Here is a 17,781-nt window from a genome sequence, read left to right as displayed (position 1 = left end):
CAACTTCTCCTCGTCCGTAACTTTCTTCTCTTCGAAGGGAAACTCCGAAAATGACTACAGCGACTTCAAACAACCCGCTGTTTAAGCTCGGCGGCTTTGTGCGTAAAGCCGATGTGAGTGAGTCGGGTCAGCAAATCTTCCTCCAGGGAGGCCGCGAAGCCGATGTCTTCTATCGCAACCGCTGGGCCTTTGACAAGATGGTGCGCTCCACGCACGGCGTCAACTGCACCGGCTCATGTTCGTGGAAGGTCTACGTCAAAGACGGCGTAATCACCTGGGAATCCCAGGCAGTTGACTATCCAACCACTGGGCCTGACATGCCAGAGTACGAGCCCCGCGGCTGCCCTCGCGGTGCTTCCTTCTCGTGGTACACATACTCGCCTACCCGCATCCGCTACCCATACGTGCGCGGTGTTCTCTTGGACATGTACCGCGCGGCGAAGAAACAGCACGGCGATCCCGTTTTGGCGTGGCGCGAGATCCAGGAGGATCCAGAGAAGCGCCGCGCCTACGTCTCGCAGCGCGGCAAGGGTGGACTTGTTCGCGTGCAATACACCGAGGCCATCGAGATGGCAGCAGCGGCGCACACCTACACGATCCGCCAGTGGGGTCCCGACCGCATCGCGGGCTTTACTGTTATTCCGGCGATGTCTCAGGTGTCCTACGCCGCCGGCACCCGCTTCCTTGGTCTGATCGGCGGCATGCAGCTATCGTTCTACGACTGGTATGCCGATCTCCCTCCGGCTTCTCCTCAGACCTTTGGCGATCAGACCGACGTTCCTGAGTCTGGCGACTGGTACAACTCCTCCTACCTGATGATGTGGGGTTCCAATATCCCGGTCACCCGTACCCCGGACTCACACTTTATGGCTGAGGTCCGTTACAAGGGCACCAAGGTAGTCGTCGTAGCCCCTGACTTTAACGACGCTGCAAAGTTCGCCGACGAGTGGATGCGCCTCTCCCCTGGTTCCGATGGCGCTCTCGCCTTCGCCATGGGTCACGTCATCTTGAAGAAGTTCCACGTCGACCAAAAGACCCCGTACTTCCTCGACTACATGAAGAAGTACACCGACGCACCATTCTTGGTCGCACTCGACGAGCTGGAAGACGGACGCTTTACCCCAGGCAAGTTCCTCACCGCAGACAAGCTTGACGACGAAGCCCTGGCCTCCTCGGACAACGCAAACTACCGCCTGCTCAACATGGAAGCCGACGGAAAGATCGTCGACCCAGGTGGCACGCTGGCGGATCACTACAAGACCGATCCGGGCAAGTGGAACCTGTTCCACGATGGTGTCGATCCGATCATGTCGGTGGCTGATACCGGCGATTTTGAAACTGCTGAGCTGCTCCTCCCACGCTTCGACATGGATGCGTCGCAAGAAGCACTTGACTCTGATGGTCCAATTGGTGCCGGCGTAGTGCACCGTGGTGTGCCATACCGCGTGGTCAACGGCCACAAGGTCACCACCGTGTTCGACCTGATGCTCGCGCACTACGGCGTCAACCGTGAAGAACTCAACCTACCTGGCACCTGGCCTGCCGACTTTAACGATGCTTCCCAGGTTGGCACGCCTGCATGGGCTGAGGAGCGCACCGGTGTACCAACCGCCCAGGTGGAGCGCATCGCTACCGAGTTCGCGCAAAACGCGGCGGATTCCGAAGGCCGATCGCAGATCATCATGGGCGCTGGCGTAAACCACTACGTCAACGCAGACTCCATCTACCGCACTTTCCTTGCGCTGACCTCCATGTGTGGCACACAGGGCAAGAACGGTGGTGGCTGGGCGCACTACGTGGGTCAGGAAAAGCTCCGCCCACAAAACGGCTGGGGCCAGTACGCCTTTGGCAACGACTGGGGCCGCCCACCACGTCAAATGATCACCACTGGCTTCTATTACCTGACTACTTCGCAGTGGCGCTACGACAACTCCAAGGCGTCGCGGATGGCCTCGCCATTGGCGCGTTACGGCTCGGCCGATGACAAACTACTGTCTGAGACCCTCGTCGAAGCAATGAAGCGCGGCTGGATGCCGTCCTACCCGCAGTTCAACCGCAACCCGCTTCTGCTTGCCGACGAAGCAGCCGAAAAGGGTATGGATGTCAAAGACTACATCGTCTCCGAACTGGAAAACGGCAGCATGAAGTTCGCAGCCGAAGACCCCGATGCACCGGAGAACTGGCCACGCATTCTGCTCAACTGGCGCACCAACCTCATGGGTTCCTCCGCCAAGGGCACGGAATACTTCCTGCGCCACATGCTGGGCGTCGATTCGGATGTCTCTGCCGAAGAGCTCCAGGAAGGCGAACGCCCCGCGACTATCCAGTGGCATGACGAGGCACCGCAGGGCAAGCTCGACTTAATGATGACCACGGACTTCCGCAACACGTCCACCACCTTGGTCTCCGACATCGTTTTGCCTGCGGCAACGTGGTACGAGAAGCACGACATCTCCTCGACCGATATGCACCCATTCATGCACCCATTCTCCGAGGCCATTAACCCTCCGTGGGAAGCACGCACTGACTGGGAAATCTTCCGCGACCTGTCCGACGCGCTTTCGCGCATGGCCGGCAAGTGGCTGGGAACACAGACGGACGTCGTCGCTAAGCCTTTGAACCATGACTCTCCTGACGAGATCAACCCTCTGATGGCCAACGGCGTGGTCCCTGATGTCAAGGAGACCGGATTGGTCCCTGGACAAACGATGGCGGCGCTGGTTCCCGTGGAGCGTGACTACACGAAGATCTACGAAAAGTGGATGACGTTCGGACCGCTCGCCGCCAAGGCTGGCACCAACGTGCACGGCACACCATTCGATATCACGAAGCAGGTCGACGAGCTGTTCCCGATGCTCGGATCAACTGAAACCGCGGCTGGCCAACGACCTTCGATCAACTCGGATATCAAGGCCGCGAAGACGATCATGCACTTGTCCGGTGTGACCAACGGCGAGGTTGCCAAGAACGGTTTTGAAAACCTTGGCAAACTCATGGGCACCGATACCCACGAATTCTGGGAAGGCACCGAAGACGTTCGCATCAACTGGGACGAGATCAAGGAGCGCCCGCAGGAGGTCATCACCTCCCCTGAGTGGTCAGGCGACAAGCGCGACGGCAAGCGCTACACCGCATTCTCGCTGAACCTGAAGATGGGCAAGCCGTGGAATACCCTGTCGGGCCGCATGCACTACTTCCTCGACCATGACTGGTTCATTGACTACGGCGAGCAACTACCAACGTTTAAGCCGCCAATGGATCGTATGCGGATGAATGGCGAAACCCGTCCGGGCGAGCTCCTACGCGGCGAGGACGGCAATCCAGAAATCACCGTGCGCTACCTCACCCCACACAACAAGTGGTCGATTCACTCGCAGTACTTTGACAACCTGCACGTCTTGTCCGTTTCTCGCGGTGGTCAGGTCGTCTGGATGTCAGATAGGGACGCAGAGAAGATCGGCGTCAAGGACAACGAATGGGTCGAACTGTACAACCGCAACGGCGTCGTTTCTGCCCGCGCGATTGTCTCGTTCCGCATCCCTGAGGGCACAGTGATTATGAACCACGCCCAAGAGCGCACCGTCGGTACTCCATTGAATGAGAAGTCCGGCCGTCGCGGCGGTACCCACAACTCGTTGACGCGCATCACGATCAAACCTATTCACGTGGCGGGCGGGTACGGGCACCTGTCCTACTACTTCAACTACATCGGCCCAACCGGAAACAACCGCGACGAGGTCACTCGCATCCGTCGCCGCTCCCAGGAGGTGCAGTACTAATGAGAGTTATGGCTCAAATCGCCATGGTCATGAACCTGGACAAGTGCATCGGATGCCATACGTGTTCCGTCACTTGTAAACAGGCGTGGACCAACCGTCAAGGTACCGAATACATTTGGTTCAACAACGTGGAAACCCGCCCCGGCGTCGGCTACCCGCGAGGTTGGGAAGATCAGGACAAGTGGGAAGGTGGCTGGGAGCGCACCTCCAGCGGCAAGCTCAAGCCACGCGCTGGCGGACGTTTAAAGAAACTCGCGACGATCTTCCATAACCCGAAGCTTCCGACAATCAAGGACTACTACGAGCCATGGACCTATGAGTATGACGCACTTCTGTCCGCTCCAAAGGGCCAAAAGACTCAGCCGACCGCACAACCGCTGTCGCAGTTGACGGGCAAGCCAATCAATAAGGTCGAGTGGTCTTCCAACTGGGACGACAACTTGGGTGGTTCCACCGAGACTCTCGATGAAGATCCAGTGCTCAAGCAGATGAACATGGAAGTGGCGCATGAAATCGAGGAATCGTTCATGTTTTATCTTCCTCGTATCTGCGAGCACTGCTTGAACCCAACGTGTGTTTCTTCCTGCCCATCGGGCGCGATGTACAAGCGCGCGGAAGACGGCATCGTCTTGGTTGACCAGGACCAATGCCGCGGCTGGCGCATGTGCGTCTCCGGTTGCCCGTACAAGAAGGTCTACTTCAACCACAAGTCCGGCAAGGCTGAGAAATGTACGTTCTGTTATCCACGCATCGAGGTCGGCCAGCCGACCGTGTGTTCCGAAACCTGTGTGGGCCGTTTACGCTACCTCGGCGTCTTGCTTTACGACGCTGACCGCGTCGCCGAGGCAGCCGCAACCGAGAACGAGCAGGACCTGTACCAGGCGCAAAAGGACATCCTTCTCGACCCTCACGACCCAGCAGTGATCCGCGAGGCACTCGCAGCTGGCATCCCGCACTCCTGGCTGGATGCTGCCAAGGCATCTCCGATTTACGATCTGATCTTCACCTACGGTGTCGCGCTGCCGCTCCACCCCGAGTACCGCACGCTGCCGATGGTTTGGTATATCCCGCCACTATCGCCAATCGTCGATCAGGTGACTCGCACGGGTAATGACGGTGAGGATCACAAGATCTTGCTGTCCGCGATCTCCAACATGCGTATCCCATTGGAGTACTTGGCAGGACTGTTCACCGCGGGCGACACTGCTCCGGTGGAGCTGTCGCTTCGTCGTCTCGCAGCAATGCGTTCCTACATGCGCGATATCAATCTGGGCAATGAAACCCGGGAAGAAATCGCCGAAGCCGTTGGAATGACCGGCCAGCAGATCCAGGAGATGTACAAGCTGTTGGCGATTGCTAAGTACGACGATCGCTACGTCATCCCAACCGCGTCTCCAGAGACTCCCCGTGGTATCGCTAGCCTTGACCCATTCGGCGGCACCGATCCCTCGGCACTGGATGCGTTTCCGAACTTGGGCGAAGGCGCTCCAGAAGCTTGCCACACTGAGGCATCCAATGGAGAAGGTGGCAAGGTAAGCCTGTTGTCCTGGTCCGGCGATCGCCCTGACTCGATGTTCCCGCCGAAGAAGGACTAGCCATGACTACTCGCACTCACACCGGCATGGTTCCAGAAGAACTCATCAAGCCCGTTGCGCTTAGCGACGACCAACGCAAAGTGGTAGCCATGATCGGCTCCCTGCTTTTGCGCTACCCCGATGAGAACTTTGCGGATCTTGCTGGCACCGTGCGCGGTCAATTGGATCAGCTTCCCGCTCAGATCGCTGAACGTTTTCGCTTGTTCCTCGACGGCGCAGAGTCCATGGGCACCCGCGCGCTTGAAATGCACTTTGTCGAAACGTTTGATCAGCGTCGTCGCTGTTCACTCTTCCTTTCGTATTATGCTGTGGGCGATACTCGTCAGCGTGGCGCCGCCATCTTGGCTTTTCGCCAACAGTTAGAAGGACTTGGACTTGAGGAAATCTCCGACGAGCTCCCGGATCACCTCTGCGTGGTTCTGGAGGCAGTCGCGCTGACCTCAGGCGAGGCGCATGCCCGCGCGGTGGAAATGATTTCCAGCCACCGCGATGGCATCGAAGTTCTTCGTTCCGCATTGCAAGCAATCGATTCGATTTACCATCACGTCATCATCGCGATTTGTATGGCCTTGCCGAAAATCGATCAAGACACTATTGACCGCTATGTCGATCTCATCCGTTCCGGGCCACCGGCAGAGATGGTAGGCATCGACGTTCAACACCTGCCGTTTCCTACTTCAACACCGGATCATGTTTAAGGACTAACAATGAACATTCAAGAATTCTTGTGGGTCGCATTCCCCTGGCTCGCTGTAGTCGCCTTCTTTGTCGGCATCTTCTGGCGCTGGCGTACCGACCAGTTTGGTTGGACCACCCACTCATCTCAGATCTATGAGTCCAAGCTCCTGCGGCTTTCGTCGCCCCTGTTCCACTGGGGCATGATGTTTGTCATCATCGGCCACATCATGGGCTTGGCTATTCCGAAGAGCTGGACGCGCGCGATGGGTATCTCTGATACGGCCTACCACTGGATCGCCACGATCCCCGGCACCATCGCTGGCATCATGGTCGTGCTCGGACTCATTGGCTTGTTGTACCGCCGCATCGTCAACCGCTCCGTATTCCTGGCGACGTCCAAGTCGGACAAGGTCATGTACGTCTTCCTCGCCGGCGCGATTCTGTCTGGCTTCTTCGCCACGGTGTCGCTGCAGGTGTTTGGTGCTTCGTCTGGTTTGCCTCACGGCTATGACTACCGCGAGACCATCTCGCCGTGGCTACGTCAGTTGTTCATCCTGAATCCTCAGCCTGAGCTGATGATGGATGCGCCGTGGCAGTTCAAGGTACACGTGATTGCAGGATTCACCCTGATTGCCATTTGGCCATTCACCCGCTTGGTGCACGCCATGTCCGCGCCTGTTGGCTACGTCTCGCGACCCTATGTTGTGTATCGTTCTCGCGACACGCGCACGACTCCGAACAAACTACACCAGGCGTGGGAACCAATTCGCTCGCATACTGAGCAGCTAGATATCCACAACCAAACTCCGTCACGCGGAGCCTAACCTACCAAAATACATCTACCCCTAAGTTATGCATGCGGTGTTCTGGGATAAATCTGCACCGCACGTGCAACTTAGGGGTATCATTCTAGGGCGAAGAAATTGCTTAAATCCGGAGAATTACGATGCGCCTGCCCCGACTTCTTACCCTTGCGTTGATCACGTCAGCAGCGCTCACCTTGGCTTCCTGTAGTTCCAGTGCTGGCGATGGCACTTCTGTGACAGTCCTCGGTGCAGCGTCAACACGAGTACTCAACGACGAGTTGGTCGAACTATTCGGCTCTGGCATCGACTTTGTCAATGCTGGCTCGTCCACGCTAGTTCAACAGCTCGCCGATGGCTCCCCGGGAGACGTGCTGATCACTGCAGATTCAAAGTCGATGGACCAGGCAGTCGCAAATGGTTCAGTCTCGGATCCCCGCCCTGTGGCGACAAACTCGATGGTGATGGTGGTCCCAATTGGAAACCCTGCCGGTATCAGCTCAGTGAATGATCTAGAGGCAGACATAAATCTTGTGCTGTGCGACCCCCAAGTCCCTTGTGGCGGTGTATCGGAAGAACTCATTGAAGCAAATGATCTTGACATCGCCCCTGTATCGCTTGAGCATTCAGTTTCCGATACGCTTGGAAAAGTCACATCTGGCGAGGCTGACGCAGGGTGGGTCTACCGCACCGATGCAGCTTCAGTGGCTGACGAAGTAGAAGTAATCAGCATTCCACACGCTGAGGAGCACCCGAATACGCTCCTCGCTGCCGTCACCACAGGTTCAACCCAGCCCGAGAAGGCCGCTGAACTGATGGATGTGCTCACCGGTGCCGAAATGGCTCAGGTATGGACTAAATACGGATTTACACCGAGTAATTAATGGCAAGTACTTTAAGACGATTAACCCCTGCGCCGCCCAAACTCACCGTGGCGCTCGGGTTTTTGGCGGTTGCGTGGATCCTTGGCCCCGTCTTTGCTTTGGCAAACCGAGCCCCGTGGGCGAAGCTGCCTAGCATTGTCTCGGATCCCCAAACTCATGACTTACTCACCGTCACCGTGTGTTCCGCCGTTCTTTCGACGCTCATCACTTTGACCTTGGGCCTTCCTCTGGCGATCTGGATACAGCACCTGCATCGAGGCAGCGATCTAATCCGAATCCTGGTCTTTTTGCCGCTAGCCATGCCGCCCGTAGTTGGCGGACTCGCACTTACGGCCCTGATCGGCCGCCACGGTTTACTCTCCCCGCTTCTCGATGCGACAAACATCCAATTTGCCTTCGCGTTTGCTGGAGTTGTGGCCGCTCATACGTTTGTTTCGCTGCCATTTGTCGTTGTCACGATCGATTCCGCACTCCGCAACATCGACCCTGAAATCCCCTCATCCGCGTCTGGCATCGGTTTCCCGCCTGGCAAGATCGTCCGACGCATCGTTTTGCCTGCCATCGCGCCCTCGATCGCGACAGCCGCAGGATTGGCGTTTTCGCGATCACTTGGCGAATTTGGCACCACACTCACCTTCGCAGGTTCCATGCCCGGAGTCACCCGCACCATGTCACTAGGCATTTACCTGGCACGTGAAACTGATCAAGACACCGCTTATGGTCTCGCGGTTCTGCTCATCTTCCTCGCCCTGGGCACATTGCTTCTGTCCACTCTTCCGACGTTGCTTGTAAAGCAGCACCAACCAGTCGCCCGCAGCACCGACAAGATCAACACCGATCTGCTCAAGAAACTGACCACGCCAGAAACAACAGGAGTCTCCATTGACGTTGACGGCGTACACATCCCAGCTGACCGGTTAACCGCAGTTGTCGGCGAGAACGGCTCGGGCAAGACCACATTGCTTAATCTGATCGCCGGTCGTGTCCGAGGTGCTGAAGTCAAACTCGGCGACCGGATCGTCGATAAGCCAGGCATGCGACCTGTACCCGCCCACAAACGCGGCGTGGTGATTCTGACGCAACAGCCAGGGCTGCCACACACCACCACCGTGTTGGGTGCAATAGAAATGGTCACAGATGACGAAGAACGCGCCAAGCAGCTCCTCGGGGCGGCGGGATTGGCGAGCTTTGAGGACGTGCCCATTCCTGCGCTTTCCGGCGGTCAAGCGGCCCAAGTCGCCTTGGTCCGTGCGCTGGCAGCGCGGCCTTCGGTGCTGCTTCTCGACGAACCACTAGCTGCCGTCGATATAAAATCCGCCCGTGCTTGGCGACGAGTCCTGCGTGCCATTGGGCCACAACGTACAACGGTGCTAGTCACGCACAACCCGCTGGACATCACAGGTATCTCTGAGCACCTTGTCGTCATGGAGAAAGGCGCGAACGTTTCATCTGGGCCTACTGCTACCGAACTGCAACAACCGACAAACTCCTTTATGGCGCGAATCTCAGGGCTTAACCGTCTGAAAGGTGTCATTACAGGTTCTAAGAATGGTACGATTCGGGTTGATGTAGACGGGGTAAGCGTGTCGGGTGTGGTTCCCGATGCTGAGCTCGACATCGAGGAAGTCACAATTGGCTCTCCGGCGGTGGTCACGTTCCTCCCCACCGCGACGACGATCCGTCTCGAAGACAACACAACGATAGACAAAACTAAACAGCAGTCAGCACGCAATATCTGGCCGGGCACTATTCTCAGTGTTGAGGCCTCCCCCACTGAAGTACACCTGATTATCGATATCGTGGGTCAGTCCATTACGGTACCCGTAACACGTGACGCAGCTCTCGATCTGGAACTTGAACCAGGAACAAAGGTGGAATGCGTGACAAAAGCGCTGAGCATATGGGTCCACCCACAGCGCGTAGAAGATTCCTCGGATTGAAAGGTCAGGTAGGTTATGTCTCGCGCAAATACTCCACGTCCTGCCTCGGAGCTTTTTCCGCGCGAGCTGCAACTTAGCGCGAAACAAACCGAGGTCCTTGAGGCAATCCAATCTTTTCCTCTGGGCGCCAAGACCACAGACATTGCAAAGTCGCTGGGTATGCATGTCAACACTGTGCGGGGGCACCTTGAAGAGTTGATTGAAAAAGGTGCAGTGCGCGCCACCACCGCGCCGGCTGCGGGCCGCGGAAGACCGAGCTTGATCTTTCATGTCACCGTTCCCGATCACACTGCTATCGCAGATGAGTACATCCATTTAATCGAACTCCTAGCCGAACACATCGAGGGCGAGAATTTGCCCGAGGTTGCGCAGGAGAAGGCTTACGCGATTGGTCGTGCTTGGGCGTTGAATTCTTTGCACAGCGAATCCGGCCAGATTCCTCCCGAGGAAGTAGTCGCCCGCCTGCAAAATCAGCTACGCGGAATGGGATTTGACCCCGAAGTAAAAAAGAAGGCAGCAACCGACGAGGATGTCGACCTCGCTCTCAATGCATGTCCTTTTGTCGCTGAGGCAGGCGTAAAACCGTCAGCGTTTGTCTGCGCCGTTCATGAAAGCTTCATCGAAACCGCGTGTCAGTCGCAGTGCAGCCAGGCGAACAAAATGAGTTTGACGCTTTTGCCTTTTACACCTGAGAACCAGTGTGTGGTCCGGATTTCTCAGGAGCAATCCATCCCGGCGTCTAAACCCTAGAAACCTCAGCGGTCACTGGACCAGCGATCTCTAGTTCCAAAACTCGCAGGCCCGATTCACGAGCAGAATCCAAAATTGCCTCATCGATTGGTGTGGTCGACAGCACCATGACTGTTGGGCCGGCCCCCGAAAGATAAGCGGCATAACCGCGATTGCGCAGGCGATTAACCCACTCTGCGGTCACTGGCAACACGTCGGAGCGGTATGGCTGGTGGAGGCGATCTCGGGTGCCTTCCCACAGGAGTTCGGGATGGTGCTGCAGGGCGACCGTCATAACCGCCGCGCGCGATACATTGAAGCGCGCATCCATGTGCGTGACGTTTTCGGGCAGGACGCGGCGCACAGCCATGGTCGATGCATGGAAGTTTGGCACCAGCGCAGTAGCCTTGATCGACTCATGGACCGGCACCGTGACCGCACGGTACTCCGGCTGAGAAATGCCGTCTACAGGGATCTCGGTCCACGACACAACAGCGTCACCCAACACGGACGCCGCAGCATTGTCTGGGTGCCCCTCGAATGCGGAGGCCAACTGTACAACAGTCTTTGTATCCAGCGGGTTGCCCGCCAAGGCGTTCGCTGCGACAACACCGGAAACAGCCGCTGCGGCAGAAGAACCCAGCCCGCGAGACTGCGGAATGTTGTTGTGGCAGGTGACTTTCAGCCCGGGGGCTTCCGCATCGGCTGCACTCAGTCCCGACCGGATCGCCTTAACCACGAGGTGGCTAGAGTTTCGAGGCAAGTCCTCGGCACCCTCGCCGAAGATCTCGACCGCAAGACCAGATTCGGTGACCTCGACCTCGATGGTGTCATAAATGCCTACCGCTAGGCCAAGGGTGTCAAACCCTGGGCCCAAGTTTGCCGATGACCCCGGCACTGTAACGGTTGCTTTCAGTCCAACTTCAAGTTCAATGGTCACGGAAATCTATCCTTCGTAGGGCAAAGTAATTAGGAATCCAGTCGGATTACCGACTTAACTTCCTTGACGTTTGGCAGAGCTGCGAGTTCTTCTACCATCGCGCGGAGATCCTTCTCCAGTGCCTCGTGCGTGACGACGATCAGACGAGCCTCATTCTCAGCGTCTTCCTCCTGGCGAACGGTGCGCAGAGAAATACCCGCATTAGCAAAGCGGTTTGCAAGGTCAGCAAGGACACCAGTGCGGTCTTCCACACGCATATCGATGTGGTAGCGCGTTGGAACTTCGCCAAAGTCTGCGATCGGCTGGTTCGCGTATGGGTTGTCTCCCGGTGCGCGGCCGCCATGGATCTTGTTGCGCGCTGCACCAATCAGGTCGCCACACACAGCAGAGGCCGTCGGTGCGCCACCGGCGCCGTTGCCGTAAAACATCAGGCGACCAGCCGCTTCGGCCTCAACGAAGATGGCGTTGTAGGACTTATCAACGGTGGCCAGCGGGTGTTCGTTGGGAACCAGCGTTGGGTGCACGCGAGCGTTCACGGATTTGTTGCCCTCTTCGTCGACAAGCTTCTCGCAGATAGCCAGGAGCTTGATGGTGTAGCCGGCTTCCTTTGCTGCTTCGATGTCTTCTGCAGTGATCTTGGAAATGCCTTCGCAGTACACGTCGTCGAAGCTCACGCGGGTATGAAAGCCTAGGGAGGCGAGAATTGCGGCCTTAGACGCAGCGTCGTGACCTTCGACGTCAGCAGTTGGATCGGCTTCCGCGTAGCCCAAACGTGTAGCCTCGGCCAACGCGTCGTCGTAAGAAGCACCGGTAGAGGTCATCGCATCCAAAATGAAGTTGGTGGTGCCGTTGACGATGCCGGAAATGCGCTGAATCTGGTCGCCCGCCAGGGAACGGCGCAGCATGCCGACGACTGGGATCGCCGCTGCAACTGCCGCCTCGTAGTAGAGGTCAACGCCTGCTTCGTTCGCAGCATCAGCCAGTTCACCAGCGTGCGCCGCAACGAGGGCCTTGTTCGCGGTGACAACGGACTTGCCCGCCTTCAAAGCTGCGAGAACTAGCTCGCGCGGGTACTCGATGCCGCCGATGACCTCGACGACGATATCGACATCGTCGCGGTTGATCAGACCGAGCGCGTCGTCGGTAAGCAGTGCTGGATCGACACCCTCGCGAGGTCGCGATAGATCAGACACCGCGACACCACGGATCTCGATCGGTCCACCGATACGGTTTGCGTAGGCGTTTGGGTTTTCAGCAATCAGGCGAAGCACCTCTGTGCCGACGGTACCCATTCCCAATACGGCCACGCCGACAGGCTGGCCCAGTCCCTTGCCTTGATTGAACGAGGTGGTAGTCACAGTCTTGTTTCTCCTGATCGTTTGATATTTCTGTGGTGACGCGTGGACGCTATCCGCACTGCTGTACTACGAAAGAGCACATGGTTGCTCAGTGTACCTTTCAAGTATTCAGTGCAGTACTTACGGTTACAAATCTATATTCACTCGCACCAGTTTGCGCGAAGTGTTAGTTAGGGCTGCGCAGACTCCAACGCCAAAAGGTCCTCAATCGTCTGGCGGCGCAGCATAGGCGTGACGCGCCCGGTGCGCACACTTACCACCGCAGGCTTGCCAAAGGCGTTGTAGTTGGAGCTCATGGCGTAGCAGTAAGCACCCGTAGCAGCAACACCGATGAGATCCCCAGTGGATACGTCTGCGGGGTACTGGGTGTCTTTGACGATGATGTCGCCTGACTCGCAGTGCGAACCGACCAGACGCGCCTGCAATTTCTCGCCGTCGGTAAATCCGCTGACCACGCGAGTATCGTATTCCGCTTCGTAGAGGGCTGGGCGGATGTTGTCGCTCATGCCTCCGTCAACCGAGATGTAGCGTCGGGTGGTGTCGTCGTCGACATGCACGTCTTTGATCGTGCCGACTTCGTAGACGGTCACGGCCGTTGGGCCAGCAATCGCTCGGCCCGGTTCGACGACAACAGTAGGTGCCGCGATGCCGAGCTCGGCAGCGAACTCGTTAACGGCTGCGAGCAGTTCTTTTGCCACCGCTGCCACATCCAACGGTTCCTCGTCGACGGTGTATGCAATGCCGTAACCGCCACCGAGGTCGAGGTAGGGCAGGTCCACGCCAAGCTCGTTGTGAATGCGTGCGTAGAGGTCGAGGACGCGCTCCGCAGCGAGCTTGAAGCCCTCAGCGTCAAACACCTGCGAGCCGACGTGGCAGTGCAGCCCGCCGAGATCTAGGTTCTCTGCATTGTGTGCAGCCTTTGCGGCCTCCCACGCGGAACCTGATGCCAGGGAAAAGCCAAACTTCTGGTCCTCGTGGCTTGTTGCAATGAATTCGTGGGTGTGCGCCTCTACGCCCGGTTTGACGCGGATGAACACTTCCTGGACCTTGTCCTGGGAACGCGCAATCATGTCGAGTAGTTCGAGTTCCTGTGGCGAATCGAGCACGACGTGTCCGACGCCTTCTGCAACGCACAGGCGCAAGAACGCTGCAGACTTGTTGTTACCGTGCACGGTGATGCGCTCAGCGGGAAACTCAGCGGACAATGCCAACCGAAGTTCATTTTCGCTGGCGACGTCTAGCGCGAGGCCTTCTTCATCGACCCAGCGCGCAATGCGACGGGTGAGGAAGGCCTTAGACGCGTAGTGCACATTCTGTGCCCCGCCGAAAGCGTTGGCCATGTCTCGGCAGCGGGAGCGGAAGTCGTCTTCGTCAACGACAAAGACTGGTGTGCCGTACTCTTCGGCAATCTCTGGCAGGGGAACTCCTGCAATCGTGACAACGCCGTCTTCCTGACGCGCTGCGTTACGTGGCCAAACATGTGCCGGTAGATCATTAAAGTTCGTCATCATTTTCCCCCTGCTTACATTCTTTCCGGTGCGGTCACGCCGAGTAGCCCCAGCGCATTTGCCAAGACCTGACGGGTTGCAACTGCCAAGGCCAAACGAGCCGAGTGAATCGGTTCTTTGCCCTCCCCTGCCTTGGGCAAAATCTGGCATGCGTCGTAAAACCTATGGAACACTCCCGCTAGCTCCTCGGCATAGCGAGCAACTCGGTGTGGCTCGCGAAGTGTCGCAGCCGACTCGATAACCCCAGGGAATTCACCCAAGGTGCGAATCAAATCGCCTTCCTTGTCATGAGTCAGCAGCGACAGGTCCGCATCATCAAAAGTCACGCCAGCGTCTTCCGCCTTACGCTTGATGGAGCAAAGACGCGCATGTCCGTACTGGACGTAGTAGACAGGGTTGTCGGATGACTGAGACGCCCACAACGCAAGATCAATATCCAGCGAGGAATCCACACTGGAGCGAACTAGCGAGTAACGCGCCGCATCGACACCGATCGCATCGACCAAGTCGTCGAGGGTGATCACGGTTCCTGCACGCTTCGACATGCGCACAGCCTTGCCGTCGCGCACCAAATTCACCATTTGCCCAATGAGTACCTCGACTCGCTCAGGGTCATAGCCCATCGCAGCGGCCGCGGCGCGCAAGCGCGCAATATAACCGTGGTGGTCAGCGCCAAGCATGTAGATCGCCAGGGTATGGCCACGATCAAACTTGTCGGCCACGTAAGCGATATCACCGGCGATGTAGGCGTGGTTCCCGTCGGACTTGATCACCACGCGGTCCTTGTCGTCGCCAAAGTTCGACGAACGCAGCCACCAAGCGCCGTCGGCCTCGTAGAGGTTTCCGTTGTCCTTTAGTTTTTGCACGGACTTGTCCACCGCGCCCGACTCAAACAGCGAATTTTCGTGGAAGAATACGTCAAAGTCGGTGCCAAAATCATGCAGGGAGGTCTTGATGTGCTCAAACATCATCTCCACACCGTCGGCACGGAAGTTCTCCTCGACAACCTCTGCATCGCCACTTAGAGCATCAGGACGCTTGGCGACGACCGCGTCAGCGATCTCCTTGATGTAGTCGCCTCCGTAACCGTCTTCTGGGGTAGGTTCGCCCTTGGCCGCTGCAACTAGGGAGCGCGCGAAGCGGTTAATCTGCTCGCCGTGGTCGTTAAAGTAATACTCACGGACGACCTCAGCACCGGCGGCTTCCAGGACTCGGCCTAGGGAATCACCCACTGCTGCCCAGCGGGTTCCGCCCAGGTGAATCGGCCCGGTCGGATTGGCCGAGACGAATTCCAAGTTGATCTTCTCGTTTGCGTAGATGTCCAGACGCCCGAAATCCTCTGCTTGGTCAAGCACCGCGGTGATGATCGACCCTTGCGCGGCAGCACCGAGACGGAGGTTAATAAAGCCCGGACCGGCAACGTCTGCGGAAGCGATTTCCGGGTTGTTCGCCAGTTCGTCGACAAGCCAGCCCGCAAGCTCGCGTGGATTTGTGCCCGCCTTCTTCGCTACCTGCATAGCAATGTTGGTGGAATAATCGCCGTGTTCGGGGTTGCGTGGACGCTCGACGGTCACAGTTTCAGGTACGACTGAAGCATCAAGGTCATGGGCTTTCAGGACGCTAACTGTCGAGTCCTTAATTGTTGCGGCGAGATCTGCAGGTGTCATGAGGCAAAAGTCTAGTAGAGACACCCGACAATCTCTGAATAAGGTTCATTGATTCTTCGACAAGTAACCTTGTCTTACCAGACAAAACAGCCGGTGGGCCCCCTCCAATTGAGAAGCGACGCACCGACTGCCCTGTTGCCCTATGTTTCCCGGTTTCCCGTGTCGCGTTTCCCTCGCGACCCCTTGAGTATGGAATACAATTCCAATAAACCCCTGTCATCTACCTGGAAAGTTCTATGTTGAACCCGATTAGTTCCATAACGAAGCGCACATTAGGCATTGCGATTGCCGTGTTCGTCGCAGCAGCCGGAGTTACTTCTCCTGCTGTTGCCGAGACACCGAACATCGCTTGGGAGCACTGCCCCGTCCACGTAGATGCAACCAACGCTGAATGCGGCCGCATCGAAGTGCCAATGCATTACGACGACCCCGACGGCCCCAAGGTTTCACTGGGGTTCTTGCGCATCAAGGCCGAAGCTCCTGGGGCGCGCCGCGGAGTACTGTTTGGCAACCCCGGAGGCCCTGGTGGCGATGCCTATTCTTACTTCGGCACGAAAGACGGCTACTTCTCTTGGCCACAGGACATCCGAAACGAGTGGGACCTGATCGCGGTGCAGCCTCGTGGGCTAGCGCACTCGTCGCCGCTCAACTGCGAAGTCGACGAGCCCGCAGATCCAATTCAGGCGATGCAGCTTAGTTCCGATGCTGTTTTGAACGCCGGTGGGTTCTCACGGGCCGCCTGCGAAAAGTCGCACCCGGGTTTTACTTCGTCCATCACCACCGAAAACAATGCTCGGGACTGGAACGAAGTTCGACGCGCTCTCGGCGAAGATCAAATTTCCATCATGGGCCTTTCCTACGGCACCTACTTGGGCTCCGCTTTCGCCACGATGTACCCGCAAAACACTGACCGAGTGGTGCTCGATTCCGCTATGGATCCAGCACTCGCCTGGCAGGGCACCATCAAGGTACAGAAAGCAGGATACGAGAAAACCCTGCACAGCTACTTCGAGTGGGTGGCTGCCAACAACGATCGCTTCGGAATGGGCGACACCCCGCTTAAGGCCTACCAGTACTGGTCCAACAAGGTCGTCGCCGAGACGGGCACCAATCCCACCGTCGTCCCACCTCCTGCTCAAGTTGGCGACCTCCCACCCGGCCTCGAATTCGCCGGCCAAGCAGGTGCCGATGCTCTCACCTCGAGTGGAAAGGCGCGCGTCGAAGGCGAGGGCATCGTCAGCCGCATGCTCAACCCTGGTGCAAACCAGGCATACTCTCCCCTCTTAGCAGCAACTCGCCAGTTGGTTCCAGCACCGCACTTCTGGGAAGAGCTGGCCAAAGCCACCAACGGCACCGGTGATTTGCTTGCACCACAGGAGCTTTCCGACGAGCTCGCGGCCGAAATGACTGCCCAGGCCACCGCCAGCTCGCAGCTTCAGGCCATCCAGCTGTGCAACGAGAACGTCTATCCAGCCGACCACTCTATGATCCCGGCCGCGGTGTGGGCGAACTACGTCACCGGCGACATTTTCGACGCCCCACCAGCACTGGCCGCAGCAGGCGCGATGTGCAACGGCACCGGCCCAGTAACAGGCCTTGTTCCGCTCGATGGTTCTCGGCTGCGCATCCGACCGTTGCAGGTACAAGGCACCAATGATCCGCAAACCCCGTATCAGTATCGCGGCGGCATCTCCGAACCAATGGGTACACACCTGGTTACGGTGCATGGACCTGGGCACGGGCATGTCGGCTTCGGCAATAAAGTGGTGGATCAGATTGTGATTGACTACCTACGTGGCGGCGAGGTGTCTGTGACTGACGCCCCTGGCTACTTCGAGGCTCGATAGCTCCTGACACGCGTTTTCTGGCTTTGGCCGGTGCGTGCTAAAGTCTTACCCGT

At 57.7% G+C, this 17,781-nt stretch carries 12 protein-coding genes; 8 read left to right on the top strand and 4 right to left on the bottom strand.

What is annotated here, in order from left to right:
• The first annotated feature begins 50 nt into the window (after window positions 1-50).
• The 7 genes from QP027_RS04295 (at window position 51) to QP027_RS04265 (ending at window position 10,429) form a co-directional block, all read left to right on the top strand.
• Entirely contained in the window at window positions 51-3,779 is a 3,729-nt protein-coding gene (locus QP027_RS04295) for a nitrate reductase subunit alpha (RefSeq protein ID WP_284826276.1), read from the top strand.
• On the top strand, window positions 3,779-5,374 hold the full coding sequence (gene narH, locus QP027_RS04290) for a nitrate reductase subunit beta (protein ID WP_284826274.1): 1,596 nt from the start codon (window positions 3,779-3,781) through the stop codon (window positions 5,372-5,374). The genes QP027_RS04295 and narH overlap by 1 nt, the downstream gene beginning before the upstream one ends.
• A 2-nt stretch (window positions 5,375-5,376) precedes the next feature.
• A complete protein-coding gene (gene narJ / locus QP027_RS04285) occupies window positions 5,377-6,072 on the top strand; it encodes a nitrate reductase molybdenum cofactor assembly chaperone (protein ID WP_284826272.1) in 696 nt (231 codons plus the stop codon).
• Between the two features lie 9 nt (window positions 6,073-6,081).
• Complete coding sequence (gene narI, locus QP027_RS04280; protein ID WP_284826269.1) at window positions 6,082-6,876, top strand: respiratory nitrate reductase subunit gamma; 795 nt, start codon at window positions 6,082-6,084, stop codon at window positions 6,874-6,876.
• Window positions 6,877-6,998: 122 nt separating this feature from the next.
• Window positions 6,999-7,739, top strand: a complete 741-nt coding sequence (gene modA, locus QP027_RS04275; protein ID WP_284826267.1) for a molybdate ABC transporter substrate-binding protein — start codon at window positions 6,999-7,001, stop codon at window positions 7,737-7,739.
• A complete protein-coding gene (locus tag QP027_RS04270; protein WP_284826265.1) occupies window positions 7,739-9,679 on the top strand; it encodes an ATP-binding cassette domain-containing protein in 1,941 nt (646 codons plus the stop codon). Before modA ends, QP027_RS04270 begins: the two co-directional genes overlap by 1 nt.
• Before the next feature lie 15 nt (window positions 9,680-9,694).
• The gene (locus QP027_RS04265; RefSeq protein ID WP_284826263.1) at window positions 9,695-10,429 is read left to right on the top strand and encodes a helix-turn-helix transcriptional regulator; all 735 of its coding nucleotides are present in this window, start codon (window positions 9,695-9,697) and stop codon (window positions 10,427-10,429) included.
• On the opposite strand, the gene thrB is transcribed toward QP027_RS04265, so the two are convergent.
• The 4 genes from thrB to argS form a co-directional block, all read right to left on the bottom strand.
• Window positions 10,419-11,348, bottom strand: a complete 930-nt coding sequence (gene thrB / locus QP027_RS04260) for a homoserine kinase (RefSeq protein ID WP_284826261.1) — start codon at window positions 11,346-11,348, stop codon at window positions 10,419-10,421. The two genes, QP027_RS04265 and thrB, sit on opposite strands and share 11 nt — an antisense overlap.
• A 29-nt stretch (window positions 11,349-11,377) precedes the next feature.
• The gene (locus QP027_RS04255; RefSeq protein WP_284826259.1) at window positions 11,378-12,706 is read right to left on the bottom strand and encodes a homoserine dehydrogenase; all 1,329 of its coding nucleotides are present in this window, start codon (window positions 12,704-12,706) and stop codon (window positions 11,378-11,380) included.
• A gap of 170 nt (window positions 12,707-12,876) precedes the next feature.
• A complete protein-coding gene (gene lysA, locus QP027_RS04250; protein WP_284826918.1) occupies window positions 12,877-14,214 on the bottom strand; it encodes a diaminopimelate decarboxylase in 1,338 nt (445 codons plus the stop codon).
• A gap of 14 nt (window positions 14,215-14,228) precedes the next feature.
• Complete coding sequence (gene argS, locus QP027_RS04245) at window positions 14,229-15,881, bottom strand: arginine--tRNA ligase (RefSeq protein ID WP_284826257.1); 1,653 nt, start codon at window positions 15,879-15,881, stop codon at window positions 14,229-14,231.
• Between the two features lie 236 nt (window positions 15,882-16,117).
• Between argS and QP027_RS04240 the strand changes: the two genes are divergently transcribed.
• On the top strand, window positions 16,118-17,728 hold the full coding sequence (locus QP027_RS04240) for an alpha/beta fold hydrolase (protein ID WP_284826255.1): 1,611 nt from the start codon (window positions 16,118-16,120) through the stop codon (window positions 17,726-17,728).
• The last annotated feature ends 53 nt before the right edge of the window (window positions 17,729-17,781 follow it).

Origin of the sequence: Corynebacterium breve (genome assembly GCF_030252165.1) — a bacterium.
Lineage (GTDB): Bacteria > Actinomycetota > Actinomycetes > Mycobacteriales > Mycobacteriaceae > Corynebacterium > Corynebacterium breve.
Note: the sequence above shows the minus strand (reverse complement) of the source record. Positions and strands in the feature narration are given on the sequence as shown.

What these genes read in the sequence shown, in the direction of transcription:
- QP027_RS04270 (WP_284826265.1), top strand. Translation starts at nt 7,739, where the DNA reads ATGGCAAGTACTTTAAGACGATTAACCCCTGCGCCGCCCAAACTCACC.
- QP027_RS04295 (WP_284826276.1), top strand. Translation starts at nt 51, where the DNA reads ATGACTACAGCGACTTCAAACAACCCGCTGTTTAAGCTCGGCGGCTTT.
- lysA (WP_284826918.1), bottom strand. Translation starts at nt 14,214, where the DNA reads ATGACGAACTTTAATGATCTACCGGCACATGTTTGGCCACGTAACGCA.
- narH (WP_284826274.1), top strand. Translation starts at nt 3,779, where the DNA reads ATGAGAGTTATGGCTCAAATCGCCATGGTCATGAACCTGGACAAGTGC.
- argS (WP_284826257.1), bottom strand. Translation starts at nt 15,881, where the DNA reads ATGACACCTGCAGATCTCGCCGCAACAATTAAGGACTCGACAGTTAGC.
- QP027_RS04265 (WP_284826263.1), top strand. Translation starts at nt 9,695, where the DNA reads ATGTCTCGCGCAAATACTCCACGTCCTGCCTCGGAGCTTTTTCCGCGC.
- narI (WP_284826269.1), top strand. Translation starts at nt 6,082, where the DNA reads ATGAACATTCAAGAATTCTTGTGGGTCGCATTCCCCTGGCTCGCTGTA.
- narJ (WP_284826272.1), top strand. Translation starts at nt 5,377, where the DNA reads ATGACTACTCGCACTCACACCGGCATGGTTCCAGAAGAACTCATCAAG.
- QP027_RS04240 (WP_284826255.1), top strand. Translation starts at nt 16,118, where the DNA reads ATGTTGAACCCGATTAGTTCCATAACGAAGCGCACATTAGGCATTGCG.
- modA (WP_284826267.1), top strand. Translation starts at nt 6,999, where the DNA reads ATGCGCCTGCCCCGACTTCTTACCCTTGCGTTGATCACGTCAGCAGCG.